The following is a 22,034-nucleotide window of genomic DNA, read 5'->3' on the forward strand; positions in this document are numbered from 1 at the left end:
TATTTTAGGAGCTGTAATAATTATAGATCAAGTTCATTAAATAACTTGATTAACTTCTCATCTGATGGTCTTGGTGCATTTGCATCAATAATTTTACCTTGGGGACCTAATAAGATAAATCTTGGAATACCACTAATTGCATAATCCTTTATAAACTGTGAATTAAAATTATTATCAGCTAATAATTGAACTCCTCCAAGTTCTTTTTCCTTAATCATAGTTCTCCACTTATCATAATTCTTTTTTTGATCTATGGAAATACTTAAAAATTCGATGTTTTTATTATGATATTTTTTTTCTAATTTTTTTAAATATGGTATTTGTCCTAAACACGGACCACACCAAGTTGCCCAAATATCTATATAAACATATTTCCCTTTAAAATCATCTAAAGAACTAGTTCCTCCAGCATAATTTTCATAATCAATAAATTTTGGAGAAAACTTGTATTCAGAAACCTTTTTAAGGCTATGATAGATTTCAGAAATTTTGGCATTGTTTTTTTCGTCTGTAGAAGCACTCATGTATGTTTCATAAAATACATCTAAACTTTCCGTCTGTGCAATAGACATACGTGCTTGAATATATATCAACTCATTTTTAATGGTTTGATTTGAAATTTTAGAATACGTTTTTATTGAAGCTAAGCCACGATCTATAGAATCTGTTTTAACTAATTCTTTAACTTGACCTGTGTAATAATCACCAATTAATGTATAGTAAGCCCCTGAAAACCTATAATCTTCTTCACTATTAAAATCTATTTTTTGTAACTCTTTTTTCAGTTCTTGTGAAACTTCATCATTAATTTTATTAAATTTTTTAAAATGTGATAATTGATATACATAAGAGTAATTAATATTTCTATTTTCTAAAGCCTTGAAGTTTTCTGACACCCCTTGCATGGTATCTAAAACCTGATGGAGCGTTGTTTTAATTTTCTTTGCAGTAGTTAAAAATTTCGTCTCTTTTAGTTTAAAAAAAGAAGTTTCTCCTGTTCTTAAATTTGAAGAAATATCTCCCTTAATAGCTAGATATTTTGTAGCGCCAGCACCTTTTCCTGAAACATTAAGAGATGATTTAAAATTATCTGCATCTGCTTTAATATTAAGGTCATACCCATTTTCTAAATAAAAAACTACTTTATTTTTACCAGAAATTAATCTATAAAAACCTGACTTTATTTTCATCGTATCTTTAAAAGTACCATCAGAAGTTACAACTATCTTTTTGGTGTAGGAACGATTCGTTTTTAATAGGGTTATTTCTTTATCTTTAAGATTGTCTATTTTACCCGTTAATAAAACATAATCTAATTTAGTTTTTTTTGAGCAAGACGTAAGGCCAAAAGCCATTATCAATATAAATAATACTTTATTCATGTGCGTTTTTATTATAAGTTTTTTTATTGCTATTTGTAGAAAATTATTTGAAAACATTGAAAAACAAATAGGTGTAAAAAGCTATACCTATAATATTTTTATAGATATACTTTTAATGTTATTACTTAAAAAGAATCAACAGAATTTTAGTCTTTAACAACGTACTACACTGCTGTTTTATTAATATCATTAGGTGTTATAAAAAAAGGGCTGATAGTAACACAACCCTTTTTAAAACTTATTAACGTTCTCTGTATGCAACACTTTTAATTTTGCCAAATCCAGAGTATGACGTTTTTAATTCTATTTGACCATTTACAGGTGGTACATCATATAATTCCATAGTCCCTTCTGAGCCATCATAACTACAAACAATTAATTGAAATCCTAATTCATCATAATCGCTATTAGAATAGAAAAAATCATTAAATTTTATCATTGTGATTTCATCGGAACCTTTATCTACCATTAATTTTGTAGTTTTTAAAGAATAATCATACTGATATACTTTTCCTCCTACAGCATAAAATAAATACCCATAGTTTGGACTCACAGCATAGCTTGTTGCTTGGTCAAAATCTGGCGCTACCACTTCAGCATAATAAGACTGAGAACTATTAGTTGCATTAAATAAAGCTAAATATTTTTTGCTGTCAATAGGGTCTTTTAACACTGCAAAAATTTGAGCACCAGCACTACTATTAAAATTATTACCTACCATATATTCCAAATCTTTACCGGTAGTATAATTAAAACGTGTACCCGTTGGCATGACTCTTGAGCTACCAAAGTTTGTTCTAATAAAACGCTTGTTGGTGTTATCGTATAAAATTGAATTTCCAAAATAAGTTCCTTTTCCTATAAAAGGTGAAGCTTCAAATAAAACACCATTAATAGAGTTTATAGGCGCACTATATTTATAACTAAAGACACTAAAATAGTAATATACATTACCATCCTTAACGGCATATGACATTTGACTTGCTTTAGCAACTATATTATCAACTTCTAAATCTTCTGGTTGATTTGTTACAAACTCTTCGGAGATATTAAAAGAGCTATTCCATGTAAATGTATTAGGCTCTAATTTAACAGTACCATTACCTGTAGTTGAAACATAAATACCATAAAAATTAGATTCAAACGGGTAGGTATAAACAAATTTTGGAGTACCTGTCAATGTTAATTCAGAACCAACAACATTAAGAATATCATACGCTGTTCTATACTCGTTTTCAATTAAAGACACCATATCTAATCTACCAACGCCATTTACATCACTTAAAACTAACCAGCCTTCGTAAATATTATTTACTACGTTTAGTTGAAAACTATGTTGAAATTCTACCTCTGTATTTAGATCTTTAACAGTATAATAAATAGTATAATCTCCTGGTATTAGATTAATAGTGGTTTTTAAATCTTTTTCAAAAGATAAATCTACTAGTCTATTTTCTCCTGTATCTGCAGGCTGATATGCCTGCCATTTATAACTATATGTATTCTCTTCATTTTGATCTTGAGAGCTCACTAATTCAGGAACAATATTAAATTCATCAAACCTAACTACAGAATATATTTCTTCTAAACCTGCGACTTCTATTTGATTTATTCCTGTATAATTGTAATTACCCTGATCTTCAAGACAAGAACATATCAACGTGCAAGTGAAAAGCACTAAAACAAGTTGTATTTTTATTTTTTTAAACATTTTATATGTATTTAAATTAAATAATAATTAATTAGGCATTAGGTCCTAAAACCATTTCTGTACCATCCTCTTCTAAAACAGGAGTCCCTGCATTTTTTTGAGCTTCTAAATAAGCTTTTAATACAGCTACATGACCATAAAAGTCTGGCCAAAAGCTCGACGTTAAAACATTATAATTTGGTAATGGAATTTCGTTAACTTCTGCAATCAAATAATATTTTTTCACAGAAAATGCACCTAAATATTTTTCTAATACAGACCATCTATCTGGCTCCGTTAACATATCTGAAATTGTTATTTCAAATTCTGAATAGCTTAAAATTCGATTAGGATTATTATCACTTAATTCTTCTCCCCACAAGTTCACTTTAAAACTCTCATTTTCTAACAATTGAATTTTTAAAGACACCTCTTCTACTTTCATATCTTCAGTTCTATTAAAAGAGACAGGTATGTAGCCAATATATTCATTTGCAGGTATCATAATATTATCTGAAATTGTATAATGAATATCTTTTTGAGCGGTAGACTCATCTAAAACTTTCACCGTTACAGACCTATCTTTAGAACTAACATATCCTTGAATTTTTACAGGAACTAATATTAAAGAATCGGTTACTTCTGTTGGCAACTCTAAAGCAAAACTAATAGCCGTACTATCTATTTTTTGGGATGCAAATTCTTTTCCATCTATGGCCCACTGAAAATAAATAACATCTTTACCATTAAAGGTTGCAATTTCTTCTTTTTCACAAGCTGAAAAAGCGAACGCTATAACACATAGCGTAATTATTGTTTTTATATATTTTTTCATAAAAAATAAAATTTTATTATTAACGATAATCTGTTTCTGATTCTGGTAACGGAACCACATATTTATTTGTATCCATAATTACATCTCCTGTAGTAGAAGAACCATCAGGAATACTTAAAGCATTCTTTCTTTTATAATAAAAGAATAATTGCCCCTCTCCGTAAAATTCTTTTTGATATTCTTTTAGAATTTCACTTTGGATATCTGCGCTTAAAGGTAAGTCTACTAAACCTCTATTATAGCGTACCGTATTTAAATAATCTATAGCAACTGCTGGATCTTCTTCTGTTTCGGCTGCGATATAATACATTTCACTAATTCTAATTAATGGTTGTCTATAACGAAACGCTTTACTATTGCTATCTACATCTGCATATTTAAAAAACGTTCTAAAAGAATGATCACCAACATCAGGTATCATCCATGTATAAATATAACGGTAGTCATTTTGATTCCCCTCAAAAACAGTGTTTAAACGAGAGTCTTCGCTTGCTAGAATTGCATAACCATTTAAATAACTATCAAATAAATTAGCATGTTGATTATATAGGTTATTATTGTGAATGGCAAATAGTACTTCTGATGAAAATGTACGATCTGGATTTTCACCTGCCGAAATTATTTCTGAAGGACTTGTCCACTCAAACCATGTTGAAGCCTCATCAATGACTACTTTAGACGCTATTAAGGCCGCTTCTTTATTTCCTGCATATAAATGCACCCTCGCTTGTAAAGCTTTGATAGCATAATAGTTTAATCTTAGATTTCTGAATCTATAAAAATCTTCACCATTATAACCTGTAGCATCATCGTACTCTTGATTTACTGCTACTTTTCCATAGGTTCTTACAGGATCATTTTCCAATAATTGTTCGGCCACATCCAAATCTGCTAAAATTTTAGCAATTACATCTGTTGCTGGCAATAAAGCATTTAAATTAGCTTTAGCTTCTGTATTATAAGGAATCGCTTCTGCAGATGCATTAGCACTATATACAGGACCGTACAGTCTTAATAAATCAAAATGATGCATGGCTCTTAACCCCATAGCTTCTCCTTTTAAAATATCCTCTTTTTCTTGAGAAATTATAGCGCCATATGTTTCTAAACTTCCTATAAAATTATTAATGTTTAATATATTGCTATATAAGCTGGTCCATATATTATCAAAGGTATTTTTAACACCTGCATTTTCATAGTTGTAATTTCCATAATAGTGATATCTATGGCTAACATTATTAACATTATAGCGTTGCGCTAAAAGATCTACAGTACCTAATGTTAAATTGCCACCATAAGTATTACTACTTGTCATATTAGAGTAAATACCGTTTAGAGCAGTTTGTATACCATTTTCTGAGGTAAAAACATTTTCTTCTAAGTATTCATCAACAGGTTGAACATCTAAATAATCGTTACAAGAAACCATTAAAATAAAAGCAGAGATTCCTATGATATTTTTTAAGTATTTTTTCATTATCATCATTTTTATATTAAAAAGAGGCGTTTAAACTAAACGAAATAGCACGTGCAAAAGGGTAATTAATTCCTCTTTCAGTTTTCACAGAAGAAACACGAAATATTTCATTCATATAAGCATTTAATCTTAATCTGCTTAAGCCCATTTGGCTTACCCATGGTTGGTCTTTAAATTCGTATCCAAAGTTTATAGATTCTCCTACAATTACATTTTCTTCTTGAATAAAACGTGAAGAAAGTTGTGTTGAACTAAAATCTGCAATGGATTTAAATCTAGAAACATCACCTGGATTAATCCATCTATCGGTTAAAGCCCTAACGTCTTGGTTGTATATTCTACTAGATTCTGAAATGTTTTCTACTTTATTAAATAAAGCCGTATTCATTACATCGCCTCCAAAACGGTAACGTAGATTTACACCAAAAGTGAAGTTTTTTATTCTCAGGTTGCTACTAATAACACCCTCCATAGTTGGTCTTGCATTACCCATTACTTTTTCATCATCAGAATTGTATTCATAAGTAGGCATACCATCTTTAGTTAAAAACACTTCTAAACCATTTGTAGGATCTATTCCTAAAGATTGTACAGTCCATAAATCATCAGGACTATAACCATCACGATACCTAAGTAAAGACTTACTTACTAACGCCTCATCATTTAAAGATTCTAAGGTTGAATTAAAACCATTATATTCACTTTTAACAGCACTTGCAGTAGCTCCCAGTGTCCAAATTATTTGCTCGTCAATTTTATAAATTGGAGAAAATCTTACAATAGCTTCAAGTCCCTTTGTATTCATATATCCTGTATTTATAGGATATTTAACGATACCTGTTGAAGAAGGAAGATCTATACGTACAATTAATGGATCTGTTTTCTTATTATATACATTTAAAGTAGTAAACAATCTATTATTAAAGAAAGCGCCATCTACTCCAATACTTGTTTGTAAAGTATTTTGCCATTGTAAATTAGGGTTCGCTAAAGTTGATAAATATGTTCCTTGTCCAAAAACATTTACGTCTTGTGTAAATCCGTAAATAGAAACTGAAGATAAATTTCCAAAACCTTGATTTCCTGTAGATCCAATATTTCCTCTTAACTTAAGTTGTGAAACTTTATTTGAATCCATATTAAATGCGTTATTTAAATTAACACCTGCACCAACAGCCCAGAAAGGAGAATATCTTTCATTAGAGCCAAAAATGGTTGATCCATCTAAACGATAAGTTCCATCAAAAAGTAATATTCTATCAAAGTCGTAATTAACACTCCCTAATACATTAACTCTTCTATAGTTACTATATACCGCATTGGGTTTAGAATCTGGGTAACTATAAGCAAAAGAAGGATTTCCATTGGTTCCAGAAGGATAACCAATTGCTGAGAAACTAATTCTTTTGTTATCAGTTTCCTCAATCTCCCCCCTTAAGTTAGCTGTAAAACTATGCTTATCTTTAAATAAATTAGCATAAGATATCATTGTATTCACTTTATAACTGAACATATCTGTTCGTTGATTGCTGTATGATCCTCTCTCTAAAATAGTCGTATTTCTAAAATTAGTATGTTCCGGTTGTAAAAAAGTTTCTAACGTGGTAATACCTTTATTTAACTGTAAATTTGACTGTATTCTAAATTTGCTATTTAAAGTCCAAACAGCACGTAGATTATTAGTAATCTGCAAATTACTTGTATTATCTAAAGAATTTAAAGATGCATTGTATAAAGGGTTTACATAAGCAGTTCCATAATAATCATTAATATCTAAATATTTTGTAATATTTCCATCTTCATCTGTTTTTTTAAAATAAGGATTTGCTTTTGCAAAATTTGAAAACGATCCGTAAGGAGAGTCATTAGCATCATATCCATTTATATATAAATTATTAGATATATTTATTTTACCCTTTCTATATCTTAGGTTAAAACTAGCTCCCCAGTTTTCTCTATCTGAGCCTTTCATTACACCCTCTAATTTCTTATAGTTTAAACCGACTCCAAATGTTACTGCTTCACCACCTCCACTTGCATATAAAGAATGGCCTAAAGTGGTTCCTACTCTTACTGGTTCATTTAACCAATAAGTATCTACACCTCTTTTAATTTCAGCTAAAGCTGCATTATATTGTTTGTCTAATTTAAATTGACCAGTAACATTATAAGAATCTGTATCCCAAAGTCCTGATAGTTTTTCATACTCTAACTTTTGAGTAGAATTCATTAAATTATAATCATTTAAATCTGGCATTTCTACTCTAAAATCAGCATTATAAGTTACTTGCAATTTTCCTCCAGTAGCTCTTAATGTTTCAACAACAATAACACCATTGGCTGCTTTTGCCCCATATAATGCTGTAGAAGAAGCATCTTTTAAGATTGTAATAGATGCCACTCTATTCATATCTAAATCGGTGATAACTCTTAATGTTGTTTCAAAACCATCTAAAATAAATAAAGGTTGATTTGGGTTAGCCCCAAACTCATCCCCTAAATCACTAGTAGATAAACTGGTTTTTCCACGAACCTCGATGTCTGAAAGCATATTAGGATCGGAACCTAAAAGGTTGTTTTCAACAATTATAAAAGAAGGATCTAACACTTTTAAACTTTGTAAAACGTTTGAGTTTCCAATAACTTTTAACCGCTCTCTACTTACAGTAGTTGTGGCTCCTGTAAAACTTCTTTTATCTCTTTTTACTATACCGGTGATTACCACCTCATCTAGTTCACTAATAGCTGGAGTTAATTGTACGTTTATTTCCTTATTTCCGTCAACTTTTACCTCTTTCTTTTCATAGCCTATATAATTAAAAATAAGCGTAAACCCATCCGTTGTTTTAATAGAATATTTTCCATTAAAATCTGTGGTAACTCCTTTTTTGGTTTCTTTAATTATTACTGTTACACCAGGTAAAGGCATCTTATTTTCGTCCGTTACATGCCCACTAATTATATACTCTTGTCCTTTTTTTAATATAGTATCTGCATCATTATTTTTTACTATAATAGTATTATTTTTAGCAAACTCATATATAAACTCTCCACTAGACAAGGTCAACTTTAAAAGTTCACCTACATTAATATCTCCTTTATTTAAAGATATTTTTGAGTAGTTTTCAAACAAATCTGCTCTATAAATAAAAGTATAATCTGTTTGATTTTTAATAAGTTTGAATACTTGATCAACAGAAATAACTTGATTATTTTTTATGTTGATTTTGGCGTCTTGAGAAAATCCGTTACTAGAGGAAAAACTAAAAAGTGACAACGAAAAAAGAAAAATAAATATTTTCATAATTTGTACTAAGAACCTTATTTTAAAAAATAAAGGAGGTTTGTTAATGTTTCTTTTCATAAATTTGTGTGTGTGTTGGTTAATGAATCAATATAAAGGGATATTACTGGCTTGAGACGTTATGTTTTATCCCTTGTTTTTTTTATTTAATTACGATAGTATTTTTATCGATTGTATAAGTCATATTGTTTGTGTTTTTAATAATTTCTAATATATAATCTATAGGCTGGTTCTTACTTATAACACCAGTAAATCCTATCTTTTTCATTTTTTCGTTAGAGATAAGAATATCTACATTATACCATCTTTCGAGCACTTTCATTATTTCTTCTAGTGATTTATCTGTAAAACTAAACTCTCCATTACGCCAAGAAACTTGATCTTCAATTTCTACTTGGTAAATTTCGAAATCACTATCACTCTGAGGTAATTTAGATTGCTCACCAGGCTTTAGTATACTTTTATTAATACTATTACTAACAGAAACACTACCTTCTATTAAGGTGGTTAAAATCTCTGTTTCATTTCTGTATGCCTTTACATTAAACTCAGTACCTAATACTGCAATTTGTTGTTCATTGGTTTTTAAACAAAAACCATCGCCATTATGTAGAATGCTTTTAGAAACCTCAAAATATGCTTCACCATATACCAATTCTACCGCTCTCGGTTTTCCTTTGGTAAAACTTACAGGGTATTTTAATTTAGATTCTGAATTTAGCCAGACTTTTGTACCATCTGATAATTCAACAAAAAACTGACCTCCTCTAGGAATTGTTAAATAATTATAAACAACCTTCTCATCACTTATTTTTGTTTTATTATATAATAACGATTGACCATTAGTAGAAAGCTTGTTTGAATGATAATTGGTTTTCTCGTCAAGAATAATATTTGTACCATCTTCTAGTGTCAACTTCGCTTTATTTGTACCAATCTGTATATTGTTTTGAGTAACATTAATACTATTATCTCCAAACAAAATATGTTTATACAAACTTCCCAAACTGATACATGTAATTAATGATGCTGCAACTGCATATCTAAAAATATTTTTTCTATAAAAAGGAACAACTTTTATAGGTGTTTCTATTGATTCTAAAATATTGATAAGCATTTTATTCTTTATCCTACTTTCAGAACCTAATTCTTCAACCCAATCATGTGACTTTTGAAAACTTTCATAATAGTTGACAAGTTTTTTTACTTCATCAATCGAAATTTTAGAATCAAGATATTTCTCAATAAGTTCCTTAAATTCTTCATTGTATTTTTGACTGTTTTCCATAAAATATGATTAAAAAAAATAACTATGTATATCTAGTAAGTGTGTAAAAAGACACCTACCCCCTAAAAAAAAATCAATTATTTATATATTTTTATAAAAAAATATCAAGATTTACTAAAAAAGAAGAATTATTCCCACTAAAACAAGGGAATTAATGATTAAAATGCAAAAAAATAAAATCCGGATTTAGATTTAAATTTTAACGATTTAGAAAAATAGCTATAAATAAAGTGTGCCCTAAAGAAGTACGAAGAACACGAAGTGCGTTTGTTATATGGTTTTCAACAGTTTTAATAGAAATACCTAATTCCCCTGCTATTTCTTTATGACTTAAATGCTCATTTCTACTCAGTTCGTATACTCTTTTACATTTATCTGGTAAACTTCCAACAATAAATTTAACTTGTAGCTCGAGCTCATCATGCATCATTTTAGTTTCTGGAGTTGTATATTGAAAACGCTTATCTAATTCTTCAAACAATTCAACTCTTATAATTTTATTCTTTCTAAATTCAGCAAAAACCTTATATCTTACACAAGCATAGAGATAACTTTTTAAAGAAACCTTAATCTCTATATTTTTTTGTTTATTCCATACTTCTATAAATACATCTTGAATAATTTCTTCACAAACTTCTTTATCTTTCAATAAATTATATGAAGAAATATAAAGAACCTTCCAATAAGTATTATACAATACAGTTAAAGCTCTTTTATCTCCAGCTTTAATACCTTGTATTATATCTTCGTCAGAATTATACATGAATTTATAGTTGATTTAATGCAAAAATACATCAAATAAGCAGCCCTAAGAGGCTAAAAAAGAAAAGAAGTATCAAAACATTTAATTTTTCACAAATCAACAATTAGCAGTCCTCTTTTTCATTAAAGAGCAAAAAATAAAGTTATTTTTTATCGCTTTAGTGGAATCTAAAATTTTGCAAGAGTTTATCAAAATTAATTTACAGTTAAGAAAAAAGCAAGTTTTTTACCTTATTGTAAAAATAACATACTATTAGGTTAAAAACAAACTAATAATTACACAATAATTATTGTAATATTGTCTTTAAGAAATTATGGTATGGCTTGAGACTATCTATAATCAGTTGTTTATTTCTTAAAACAACTACCTTAACTATACTTAATTATGCAAAAAAAACTATGGGTTAAACAACTCTTAATATTGCATGTCTTTGCAATAGCAACATCATCAATTTTCGCTCAAGACTTATTTTTCGAAAAATCAAATGGTACTTCTAATACATTTGGTGAAATTGATGCCTACCAACAATTAACCAATACTTTAAAAGAAAACATTACCATCAATGCTACTTTTAATAAAACAGAAGGTTGGGAACTTTTGGCTCTTGATGGCTCAAACTTTTATTATCAAATTACCGATGTAGCTTCTAGTAATTACGGACAAATAGATATTTGGAACAACACTTCTAAAACCAGAACAACTTACGGTACATTAAGTTCTATTTTTACAGACCCTAATAATTGGGTTTTAGGTGGAGCTGATAAAGGCACATTATACTTTAGTTCTTCTGCAGTTAATAGTGAAATTGTGTCTTGGGATGGTGTTACAAAAAACACCTTTGCACATTTACGAGATGTCGTGACGATCCCTAAATACTGGAAATTTGCTGGTTTTCATGATGGCGTCATGTATATTGAATGGAAATATGCCAGTAATTTTAACCCCTCAATAAAAACATGGGACGGCACAAGTTCTCGAGGTACTTATGATAATACCAATTATTACAGCAATTATGATGATGCTTTTCTAATTGGTGTCACCGATTTTATTTCTTCTGATAATCCTGAGATATTAACTCAATTTCACAAAGTTAAAACCCACATTTTAGGTACATCAACATTAGCCACTACAGGATTTCAATCCATAAGCAATACCATTAAAACGGATTACGCTTTATTTACAGATAATTTTGATGTTATAAAAACAGCATTAGAAATCATTGAATTGTATGAAACTAACAAAGGAGCGCTATTTACAACAGGTACAACAACTTTAGGAGGATTCTCTAGAACAGCATCTGGTTTTGATCTAGAAAATACAATTCTCTTAATTATGCAATCTGTTTTAGATTACTCATATACAGAAGCAAATATTACAGCTTATCCAGATCTATTTAACAACAAGCTTTTTTTAACATCTTCTTTTTTCCCTGGGGCAGCAGCACAACCAACCGATGCTTCAGTAAATTACACGGTTAAAATTAATGGAGAACATGTAAGAAAACCAGGTACACAAGCTAATTATGAAACAGAAGATGCTAGAAGACCTACAGGCTGTTATTTAGCTCCAGGAAGTATTGCTAAAATAACTGTTCCTTCATCATTAGTTGGTACAGGTGCTTCTATACTCGTAGGAGCTCAAACTTGGGATTTATCTAATAAATCAACCATTAAAAGGATGGATCGTGTAACAAAAAAATACGAAATAAACAGCACAACAACTACAATAGCAAACCCTTTGGGAGGGGGTATATATATTAACATCCCCTATCACAGTAGTTTTGGCATTGTTAATATAACACTAGAAAATGTAATTCGTTCTCCTTATTATGCAAATACAGTAGCTAACAAAACAAGTTTAAGCGAATGGCAAAATACAGAAAGATTACATGCTGCTCCTTGGACCGATTTTGAAACTGATAAAATAATGATTCAAGTGCCAACATCTTGGATATATGCCTTTGATGATCCTGAAACACCTTTAAACGATTGGGATATGTCTATGGATGCTATTTCTGAACTTTTAGGACGACCACTTATTAGATCTAAAACAGTAGTCTATGCACAAGTAGATGTTACACCAAGAGGAAGCGCAAATTACCCAGGCTACCCGCAGTCTAACGTTGCCTACAATCCATACACAAATTATGAGGGAAATCATGACAATTACTTAATAAACGGACCAAGAGACGAAAGAGGTTATCTTATTAATGTATTTTTCCACGAACAAGGTCACGCAGAAAAAATATACAAATTTAGAGGAGAAATAGAATCTTTTGTAAATTTCTTATGGGTTCCTATTTATAACAAAAAATTTGGTATTGAATTAAATCAAGCTTTCGAAGATTCTTTTGCAGCTTATGGTCTATCTCATTCTATTGAAGAAGCCGCCATTAGTTGGATGATTACAGAAAACTTTAGAGTAGGAAATCAAATGAGTTCAGTAACAACTGAAAATCAACAAGAATTCTCATACCAACCAAGAGGTCATGCAAAATACGCCGATTTAGTAAGACTTTTTGATTGGGAAACGATAGAGACATTTTATGCTAATACAAGTAAAAGTCATGAAAATGGAACGATAGACTATTCTAGCAATGTAAATAATGTACCTGCTGATGATAGATTACTAAGAATGTCTGAAGCTGCTGGTTATGACTTACGCCCTCTCATTCATTTTTGGGGAATTCAACCAGATGACTTCAATAGTCTGGCAATTGAAATTGGAAATAGGGATTTAAAAAAATCTACCGCAATTTATGATCAATTATCTTTTTATAAAACCATAGTTCCTATAGATAATGAAACTTTCAGAAGCTTTGGTTTAGAAGATTACTCTGAATCTAAAATTGAAAACAGTACTTATTATGATCATGTCTCACAATCATATTCTGCTGGATTCTTTAAAAAATGGTGGGATTATTACGGACCTACACAGGGACAATCTGCTATAGATGAAATACAGAATATTATAAATTTATACTTCCCTGGAGGTAGACCTGAAGAAGACAATAGTTCTTGTCTTGAAATCACAGCAACCTCAATAGAAGCAAGTAATTTTACAGAAAACGCACAAAACACCTTAGATAACCTTTCTGAAACAGCATGGATATCTAAAGGAGATGGAGAATATTTATTATATGATTTAGGAGCTATCTATGATATTTGTGATTTAGAAATAAAATTCCAGAATAAACTTACAAAATTCAATTATTTCGATGTGGAAGTTTCTAGAGACAATCAAACATATTTAGCAGTAAAACAAAATTTATCCAGTACTAAAACAGATGAAAATTATGATGCCTATTCTATTTCTAGAAAAGCGCGTTATATTAAAATTATTTGTAGGGGAAATGAATTTGATGACTGGAATGCAATTAGTGATGTAAAAATTTACTCTAAAGAAAACAACCTTTCTATCGATAATAATAATTTAGAGAATACAAACACAATGTCTTTATTCCCCGTTCCTACTAAAAATATTTTAAAAATTAGTGGGATACCTTTAGAAAATACTAAAGTGGAAATTTATGATATAAAAGGCGCATTAATTCAAACTGAATATATGAATCCAGATTCCTTTATCGATACATCAAAATTGATTTCAGGTATGTATTTTATTAAGGTAAAATTATCTAACACTCGTATTATAAAAAAGTTTATAATTCAATAACTATACAATCATCAAAAAAATGGGATCTGAAAAAACATCATGGGGATTGCTGTAATTGAGAGTGCTTCTCAAAACTTAAAAAAGATGATGCGTATAAATTGACTTTTCATTTTATTTTAAGGCCAAATATGTACTCACAATCCAGTCCCCACTAAACATTACAACTATTTATAAAAATATTTGTAAATAAAGAATGAAGTGACTCCCCTACTGTGAGAACTTTATCTGATTTTTTAATTTATCAAGTAGCAATAATTGCTCTTCTAACAGAAGGGCATTTACTGCTTGATAACTATTTATGAATCCATATCTAAAAACAAATATTAATTAGCTGTACTTTCCTGAAATAGTCGTATTTATTTTGTTTGCAAAGCAATTCTTACTTATTTAATTCCATCAAATAAAATTACTTTTGTTTTTTCTGTTTTAAGATAAGAGCAACACTATCTAAGGTTAATTAAAAAATGGAGTTGATTAATTGCAATAATTAATTAACTCCATTTTCTTAAAATTTTAAAGCTAGTTATATTAAATTTTCGATAAAGACACCTTTTTTAAATGAATTTATAAAAACAAACGACTTCTAAACATAGAACCTATTCATTCATAAACACCTCTAACTTGTCTACCATTTTTGGACTTCCGCAGAAAAAAGGAACTCTTTCGTGAATGTCTGTTGGTTTTAATTCTAAAATTCTTGTACCATTAAAATCTATAGCTCTACCACCTGCCTGTTCCGCAATAAAAGCAATAGGATTACACTCATACAATAATCTTAATTTTCCGTCTTCATTTATAGTACTATTTGGATACATATAAATACCTCCTTTAATCATATTTCTATGAAAATCTGAAACCATAGAACCAATATACCTAGCAGAATATACTTTTCCATTTTCATGACTCTGGCAAAATTTTATGTAGTTTTTTACCGCTTGCGGAAAATGGATATAACTACCTTCATTTACAGAATACACATTTCCGTCTTCAGGAAATTTCATGTTAGGATGCGAAAGATAAAAAGAACCAATTGCCGGGTTTAATGTAAAACCATCTACTCCATTACCTGTTGTTAAAACTAACATTGTAGAGGTACCATAAATTATATAACCTGCAGCAACCTGGTTAATTCCTGGTTGTAAAAAATCTTCTTTTTTAACAGCTGTTCCTATTGGTGTAATTCTTCTATAAATAGAGAAAATTGTACCTACAGATACATTTACGTCTATATTAGATGAACCGTCTAAAGGATCCATTAAAACCACATATTTGCTATTATTTTGTGCATCTAAACCTTCTACGGGTATAAACTCATCATCTTCTTCAGAAACAATTCCACAAACAATGTCTCTATTCTTTAAAGCTTGTATAAAAATATTATTGGCATAGACATCTAATTTTTGTTGCTGCTCACCTTGTATATTTACGTCTCCAGAATTACCAAATAAATCAACTAAACCCGCTTGGTTTACTTTATGATTAACTGTTTTTGCAGCTAACCTTATTGCATTTAGCAGACTAGATAATTCTCCGCTTGAATACGCAAAAGAGGATTGATTTTCAACAATAAACTCTCCAAACGTTCTTTTTCTACTATCCATTTTAATTTTTATTTAGTTAAGTTTGATTTCATTATGAATGAAGTACCAAAAGCACTTTCATTTTTTCATTCAGATATTTTAACAACGCTATTTTTTAAAAGCATTATTTTTTTTACTTCTGATGAAAGCTTTCCTATTATTATAATATCTAATAAAATTGACTTCACAAAGATATTTATAGCTCTAACCAAATTAAATATTCAAAATCCGTATTTTTGTATCTAATATAAACATCAACACTTAATTAAAATTACAAAAGCATCATTTTAAGAGATCCCCATCTGATTATTAAATTTTATCATGTTAAAATTAAATTATAGCACTGAAGATACTATTACTATAATTGTGGAACTTACAAAATATCATTTTACTTTTGGGATAATATTTTAACAATAAAAGTAAGAAAAGTATTAATTCATTTAAATAACACTTATAAAAACAAACTAGATACTTTATATCTAATTCTACCTTTCATTTCCATTTTAAGCTACCTAAAAGAAGTAGATACTTTAAAATATTGAAAACATTTAACAGGTTATTCTTTTTTTTTATCATTAATTCATTGGAAGTTAGATGTTCTATTTTAGCATGTAAATCCTAAAATTATAGAAATAGATCATAAAGACTATAAACATTCCTTTAATATAAATACATTAGCAATTTAAAAGAAGTATAAACCTATATGACTACAACGTTTTAAGGCTATTCTAAGTTTTCACGTAAGTAGAAAAAATAAGGTTTAGAAAATGCTATTCTAAAAATAGTTGCGTCTATTCTGATGATGATGATTGGATATTGTTCTAGCACACAAGTTAAACCTTTCTTTGCTTATTGCTACTCAACGATACTCAAAAAACTATTCTATTGTTAGTCTATAAACATTTGTTTCTCTTTTGATAAAACCTAATTTCTGATATAATTTATTGGCAGCAATTCTACCTGGACTCGATGTTAAATTGATACTCTTAATACCTTTATTGGCGGTAAATTCTATAGCAAATTGAGTCAGTTTCTCTCCAACTCCTTTACCTCTTGCGGCATTATCAACCACAACATCCTCTATCCAAACTTTATTACCAGTAGGTATTTTATTAAAAACAAGTGTTAGTGTCCCTAAAACATTATTGTTTTCTTCGGCTATAAAAAGCATCGTATTACCAGAGCTAACAATATCTTCCAAATCTTTTTGATTAGGTAAAATACAACTAGTGCTAAGTTGTGGGATTAACTTTATAAATGCTTTTAAAATATGGTCATTTACTGTTTCTAGCTTATAAATTTTCATCACAATAAAATTTTATTTTAATTCCTTATTTACAAAGCCTAAATTTAGATAAAAAAAATCGTTAATGTTAGCTACTAAGTTATCTATTTAGATTTTTACAAAAGACACTATTTCTAGTCCTCTTTACTTAGCTTATAGAAATAAATTAAAGCGACAAACAGGGTAAATTACAAAAAAAAGAGTTTCTATAATTTAGTGTGTAAGAATTCTCTTCACTTTTTTAAACAAAAAAAAGGTGATGTTTTCTAATTAGAAAACATCACCTTTATACTACGCTTTTGTTTATCTAACTCATAACTCTTGTAAGATGAAAGAATTTTTTATAATCTAAAGGAATCGTACTAATATCTAGCAAACATCCTTCTTTTAAATAAGGATAAATTTCTTCGTAAGTTTTTACATTATATAAACCTACTCTTTTACTAATGTGATCTCTTGTTAACTCACTAGGATCATTTAAACCTGCAGCTGCCACCAATTCTAAAAAACTATGAATAGTAGCGTCGTGATATCTTTTTGCTCTTGGCGCTTTATCCTCTACAACTAAACCTTTAACTAAAGATTTATTTTGAGTTGCCACACCAACAGGACAGGTATTAGAATTACACTGTAGCGCTTGGATACAACCAATTGCAAGCATCATTGCACGAGCACTATTACAGCCATCTGCACCTAAAGAAATTGCTCTAGCCATGTGAAAACCTGAAATGATTTTCCCTGCTACAATTACTTTAATATCTTTTCTTAATCCAAAACCAACAAGCGTATCGTGCACAAAAATTAAACCTTCACGCAATGGCATTCCCATTGAATTAGAGAATTCTACAGGCGCAGCACCTGTTCCTCCTTCTCCACCATCAACAGTAATAAAATCTGGTTGTATTCCTGTAAAAATCATCGCTTCACAAAAATCCATAAACTCTTGTTTTCTTCCTAAACATAATTTAAAACCAATTGGTTTTCCATCAGAAAGTTCTCTTAACCTTTTAATAAAATGCATAAACTCAATTGGGTTAGAAAAAGCAGAATGAGAAGGTGGAGAATGCACCGCAATACCTGGTTTTACGTGTCTTATTTTTGCAATTTCTTCTGTATTTTTTGAAGCTGGTAAAATTCCACCATGACCAGGTTTAGCACCTTGTGATAGTTTAATTTCTATCATTTTAACCGATGGTTTAATGGCATTTTCTTTAAAAGTTGTTTCATTAAAAGTACCGTCTTCATTTCTACAACCAAAATATCCAGTACCAACTTGCCAAATTAAATCTCCTCCATGTTCTAAGTGGTATTGACTAATAGCTCCCTCACCAGTATTGTGTGCAAAATTCCCCATTTTTGCTCCTTTATTTAATGCCAAAACAGCATTTTTACTTAAAGAACCAAAACTCATCGCAGAAATATTAAGTAAACTAGAAGAATAAGGTTGTTTACAGTCTTTACCACCAATTAATAACCTTGGAAATTCTTCAATTTCTTTTGGATTATTTTTCGCATACATAGAATGCTCTAACCATTCATAACCAGAATGGTATAAATCCATCTGAGTTCCAAAAGGTTCAGTATCATTTTCTCCCTTTGCTCTTCTATAAACTAAAGATCTTAAAATTCGGTTTAATGGTCTCCCTTCAGTATCTGTTTCTACAAAATACTGCATAATTTCTGGTCTTACAGACTCCAAAATATATCTAAACCTACCTAATAATGGAAAATTACGTCTAATAGTATGCTTTGTTTGAAAAACATCAAAAAGTCCCAAAATAATTAACGGTCCAATCAATAAGAAAGCCCAAACAATTGGAAACCAAAATTGAGCGATAACAATAACAGCTGCTGTTATAAGAATAGAAATGATTATAAAATATTCACGAACTTTCATAAGATAAATTTATTTTGTTGAAAAAGTTTACTTTGAGAAATAATTTTAATTGAATCTAATTTAACCACAAGATTAATTTGTAAATCTATGAATTATATTTCTCTAAAAAAAACAGTGTTAACCGAGTATAAATCTAGTTTTTATTAAACCTGAAAAATAAGTAACATCTAATGCCTAAACAAGTATTAGTTTCTATTGATTCCACCAATAAAAATAACCTTTCTTAGAATGACAAAATTTAAAAGTTTATAAATTTAGATGCCATTTATTCTAATTCAAAAAAAACTTTAACAATACTTTACATTAATTCGGTTCGCTATTACACGAACCAAAACTATATTTATATTCTAATAAAAAGGAAAAATTATGAAAACTAAATTAATAATAGTATTTACAATGATAGCAATGATAACTATAAGTTGTAATTCTGATAAGAAAAAAAACAAGGATTCTTTAACAAATTCTATTACAGAAAAACATTGGCAACTTAAAACTCTAGAAGGACAAGAGGTTACCAAAGCAGATAACCTAGAACGTGAAATTTTTATCACTTTAAATACAGATACAAACAGTATTACGGGTTTTACAGGTTGTAATACAATTTCTGGAGAATTTATTTTAAAAGAAGGTAATAGAATTGAATTCAAAAAAATGCTAACAACTTTAAAAATGTGTCCAGATGCAGCTGTTAATGAATCTGAATTATTAAAAATATTTGAAGTAGCAGACAACTACACAATTAAGGATAACATTCTATCATTAAACGTTGGTAGAAAGGCTCCTTTGGCTGTTTTTGAAGCTATTGAATAAAATAAATATTCATACATTACTTTATTCTAAATATTATTGATATTTCACCAACTTGTTTAAACCTTGCAGGTATTGATTATCCTGAATCATTCAATCAAAAAAACATAGCTCAATTTGAAAGAGCTAGTTTAGTAATTGTATTAGAAAATAAAGACTAAAAATAAATGTGATCATTTTTTTCAACATCAACAAAGTTGCGCCATTATATCAGACCACTGGAAACTAGTTCGTGGAAAACTTTCTGATAAAGTAATTGAATTAGAACAAAAATGGAATGATTGGGCAACCGAAAACAATGTTTTCCCACTTGAAGAAAGAGAATGGACAGATAGAATAAAATATTATAAAAATTTGAATCCTGATCAAGATGGAACTAATTAATCTCTTTATTCTACCAATTAGAAAAAATTAATCTTACACATAAAAAAGAAAGGGATTGTATTGCTACAATCCCTTTTTATATTAATAGAAATAAAGAAAACCTAATGTAAAGTAATTAATCGTATTAAGTTTTAAAGCTGAAACACCTTTCTTTAAACTAATAATTTTATAATGAAAACCATTTCTTTACCAACTCTTTTTCTATAGGCAGAACATTCTTGTGTAAAAAATCATTTTTAAGAGTATCATACTTATAATCTTTAGACCATTCTTCAATGTTTTCTGACAGTTCTTTTAAAGAGTTACAAATAAAACTTAACTCTTCTGATGTTATTGTTGGATGAATTGACAAGCGAATCCAACCCGGTTTATCCGTACTGCAGCCAAGTAAAATTTCATCTTTAATTCTATTAGATGTTGCTTGATCTACATTTAATAAAAAATGTCCGTAAGTTCCTGCACAAGAACAACCTCCTCTAGTTTGAATTCCGAATCTATCATTTAAAATTTTTACAACCATATTAAAGTGATGTTTTTCAAAATAAAAAGAAAAAATACTTAATCGGTCTTTATGGTTTGGTGCTAATATTTTTACTCCTGAAAGGCTTTCTAAAGTTTCAAATACTACGGCATTAATTTCATCTTCCCTTTTCTTAATATTTACAACTCCCATTTGGTCTTTCAGCTGAATAGAAAGTGCAATTTTTATGGCCTGCATAAAACCTGGTGTTCCACCATCTTCTCTTGTTTCTACATCTACAAAATAGTCATGTTGGCCCCATGGGTTTGTATAACTTACTGTACCTCCACCGGGGTTATCTGGCACCACGTTTTTATACAATTTTTTATTAAAAACTAAAACTCCAGAAGTTCCTGGACCTCCTAAAAACTTATGCGGAGAAAAAAAGATGGCATCTAACTGTTCGTCTTCATTTTCTGGGTGCATATTTATATCTACATAAGGAGCACAACAAGCAAAATCTACAAAACAAAGTCCGTTGTATTTATGTATTAGTTTTGCAACTTCATGATACGCCGTTTTAATTCCTGTAACATTAGAGCAGGCAGTTATAGAAGCAATCTTTATTTTTCTGTGTTCGTATTTCTTAATACATTCTTCAAATTTCTTTACACATAACAAACCTTCATCATTACAAGGTACTACCTCAACATCTGCAATTGTTTCTATCCAAGAAGTATGGTTAGAGTGATGCTCCATGTGAGATACAAAAACAATAGGTCTAATTTCATCTGTAATATGAGTATGCCCTTTTAAATTTTCTGAAACTTTTAATCCTAAAATTCTTTGAAATTTGTTAACAACACCCGTCATTCCTGTACCAGAAGTAATTAAAACATCATTATCATTTGCATTAACATGACGTTTAATAATGCTTCTAGCTTCATGATATGCTAAGGTCATAGCTGCACCAGAAGTTGATGTTTCTGTATGTGTATTTGCTATAAAAGGACCAAACTCATTTATTAACTTTTCTTCAATTGGACGGTATAATCTTCCGCTTGCGGTCCAATCTGTATAAATTAATTTTTGTTCTCCATAAGGAGATTGAAAAGTCTGATTAATACCAACAATATTTACTTTAAACTGATTGAAATAATTTTCTAAATCAGATTTTACTATGTTGTTTTTATTTACTGAAATCATAATT

General features: G+C 29.4%; 13 protein-coding genes. 2 read left to right on the forward strand and 11 right to left on the reverse strand.

The genetic code is table 11. The features are described 5' to 3' along the window. Window positions 1-20: 20 nt before the first annotated feature. The 7 genes from H0I29_RS01585 to H0I29_RS01615 form a co-directional block, all read right to left on the reverse strand. Window positions 21-1,382 carry a thioredoxin-like domain-containing protein gene (locus H0I29_RS01585; protein WP_218754195.1) on the reverse strand — a complete coding sequence of 454 codons (1,362 nt, stop codon included), beginning with the start codon at window positions 1,380-1,382 and terminating at the stop codon, window positions 21-23. 241 nt (window positions 1,383-1,623) lie between these two features. Next, window positions 1,624-3,093: a PKD-like family lipoprotein gene (locus H0I29_RS01590; protein ID WP_218754196.1), complete on the reverse strand. Its 1,470-nt coding sequence runs from the start codon at window positions 3,091-3,093 to the stop codon at window positions 1,624-1,626. A gap of 31 nt (window positions 3,094-3,124) precedes the next feature. Next, entirely contained in the window at window positions 3,125-3,907 is a 783-nt protein-coding gene (locus tag H0I29_RS01595) for a DUF4843 domain-containing protein (RefSeq protein ID WP_218754197.1), read from the reverse strand. Between the two features lie 19 nt (window positions 3,908-3,926). Beyond that, the gene (locus H0I29_RS01600; RefSeq protein ID WP_218754198.1) at window positions 3,927-5,384 is read right to left on the reverse strand and encodes a RagB/SusD family nutrient uptake outer membrane protein; all 1,458 of its coding nucleotides are present in this window, start codon (window positions 5,382-5,384) and stop codon (window positions 3,927-3,929) included. A 16-nt stretch (window positions 5,385-5,400) separates the two neighbouring features. Continuing rightward, a complete protein-coding gene (locus H0I29_RS01605; RefSeq protein WP_218754199.1) occupies window positions 5,401-8,688 on the reverse strand; it encodes a SusC/RagA family TonB-linked outer membrane protein in 3,288 nt (1,095 codons plus the stop codon). A gap of 142 nt (window positions 8,689-8,830) precedes the next feature. Beyond that, window positions 8,831-9,976 carry a FecR family protein gene (locus tag H0I29_RS01610; RefSeq protein WP_218754200.1) on the reverse strand — a complete coding sequence of 382 codons (1,146 nt, stop codon included), beginning with the start codon at window positions 9,974-9,976 and terminating at the stop codon, window positions 8,831-8,833. A 199-nt stretch (window positions 9,977-10,175) separates the two neighbouring features. Then, window positions 10,176-10,739, reverse strand: coding sequence for an RNA polymerase sigma-70 factor (locus tag H0I29_RS01615; protein WP_218754201.1), 564 nt, complete (start codon window positions 10,737-10,739; stop codon window positions 10,176-10,178). 384 nt (window positions 10,740-11,123) lie between these two features. Here H0I29_RS01615 and H0I29_RS01620 point away from each other — a divergent pair, with 384 nt between their 5' ends. Next, window positions 11,124-14,411 (forward strand): M60 family peptidase N-terminal accessory domain-containing protein, encoded by a 3,288-nt coding sequence (locus tag H0I29_RS01620; RefSeq protein WP_218754202.1) that lies wholly within the window; start codon window positions 11,124-11,126, stop codon window positions 14,409-14,411. Between the two features lie 596 nt (window positions 14,412-15,007). On the opposite strand, the gene fbp is transcribed toward H0I29_RS01620, so the two are convergent. The 3 genes from fbp to H0I29_RS01635 all read right to left on the reverse strand — a co-directional run bounded on the left by fbp (window position 15,008) and on the right by H0I29_RS01635 (window position 19,173). Then, the gene (fbp, locus tag H0I29_RS01625; RefSeq protein WP_218731126.1) at window positions 15,008-16,012 is read right to left on the reverse strand and encodes a class 1 fructose-bisphosphatase; all 1,005 of its coding nucleotides are present in this window, start codon (window positions 16,010-16,012) and stop codon (window positions 15,008-15,010) included. 856 nt (window positions 16,013-16,868) lie between these two features. Beyond that, window positions 16,869-17,297, reverse strand: a complete 429-nt coding sequence (locus H0I29_RS01630) for a GNAT family N-acetyltransferase (protein ID WP_218754203.1) — start codon at window positions 17,295-17,297, stop codon at window positions 16,869-16,871. Between the two features lie 286 nt (window positions 17,298-17,583). Beyond that, a complete protein-coding gene (locus H0I29_RS01635) occupies window positions 17,584-19,173 on the reverse strand; it encodes an FMN-binding glutamate synthase family protein (protein ID WP_218731128.1) in 1,590 nt (529 codons plus the stop codon). Between the two features lie 366 nt (window positions 19,174-19,539). On the opposite strand from H0I29_RS01635, the gene H0I29_RS01640 reads away from it, so the two are divergent. Next, entirely contained in the window at window positions 19,540-19,983 is a 444-nt protein-coding gene (locus H0I29_RS01640; protein ID WP_218731129.1) for an META domain-containing protein, read from the forward strand. 547 nt (window positions 19,984-20,530) lie between these two features. Here the strand turns inward: H0I29_RS01640 and H0I29_RS01645 are convergent. Next, window positions 20,531-22,030 (reverse strand): aminotransferase class V-fold PLP-dependent enzyme, encoded by a 1,500-nt coding sequence (locus H0I29_RS01645; RefSeq protein ID WP_218754204.1) that lies wholly within the window; start codon window positions 22,028-22,030, stop codon window positions 20,531-20,533. Between the last annotated feature and the right edge of the window lie 4 nt (window positions 22,031-22,034).

It is taken from the genome of Polaribacter sp. R2A056_3_33 (genome assembly GCF_019278485.1).
GTDB lineage: Bacteria > Bacteroidota > Bacteroidia > Flavobacteriales > Flavobacteriaceae > Polaribacter.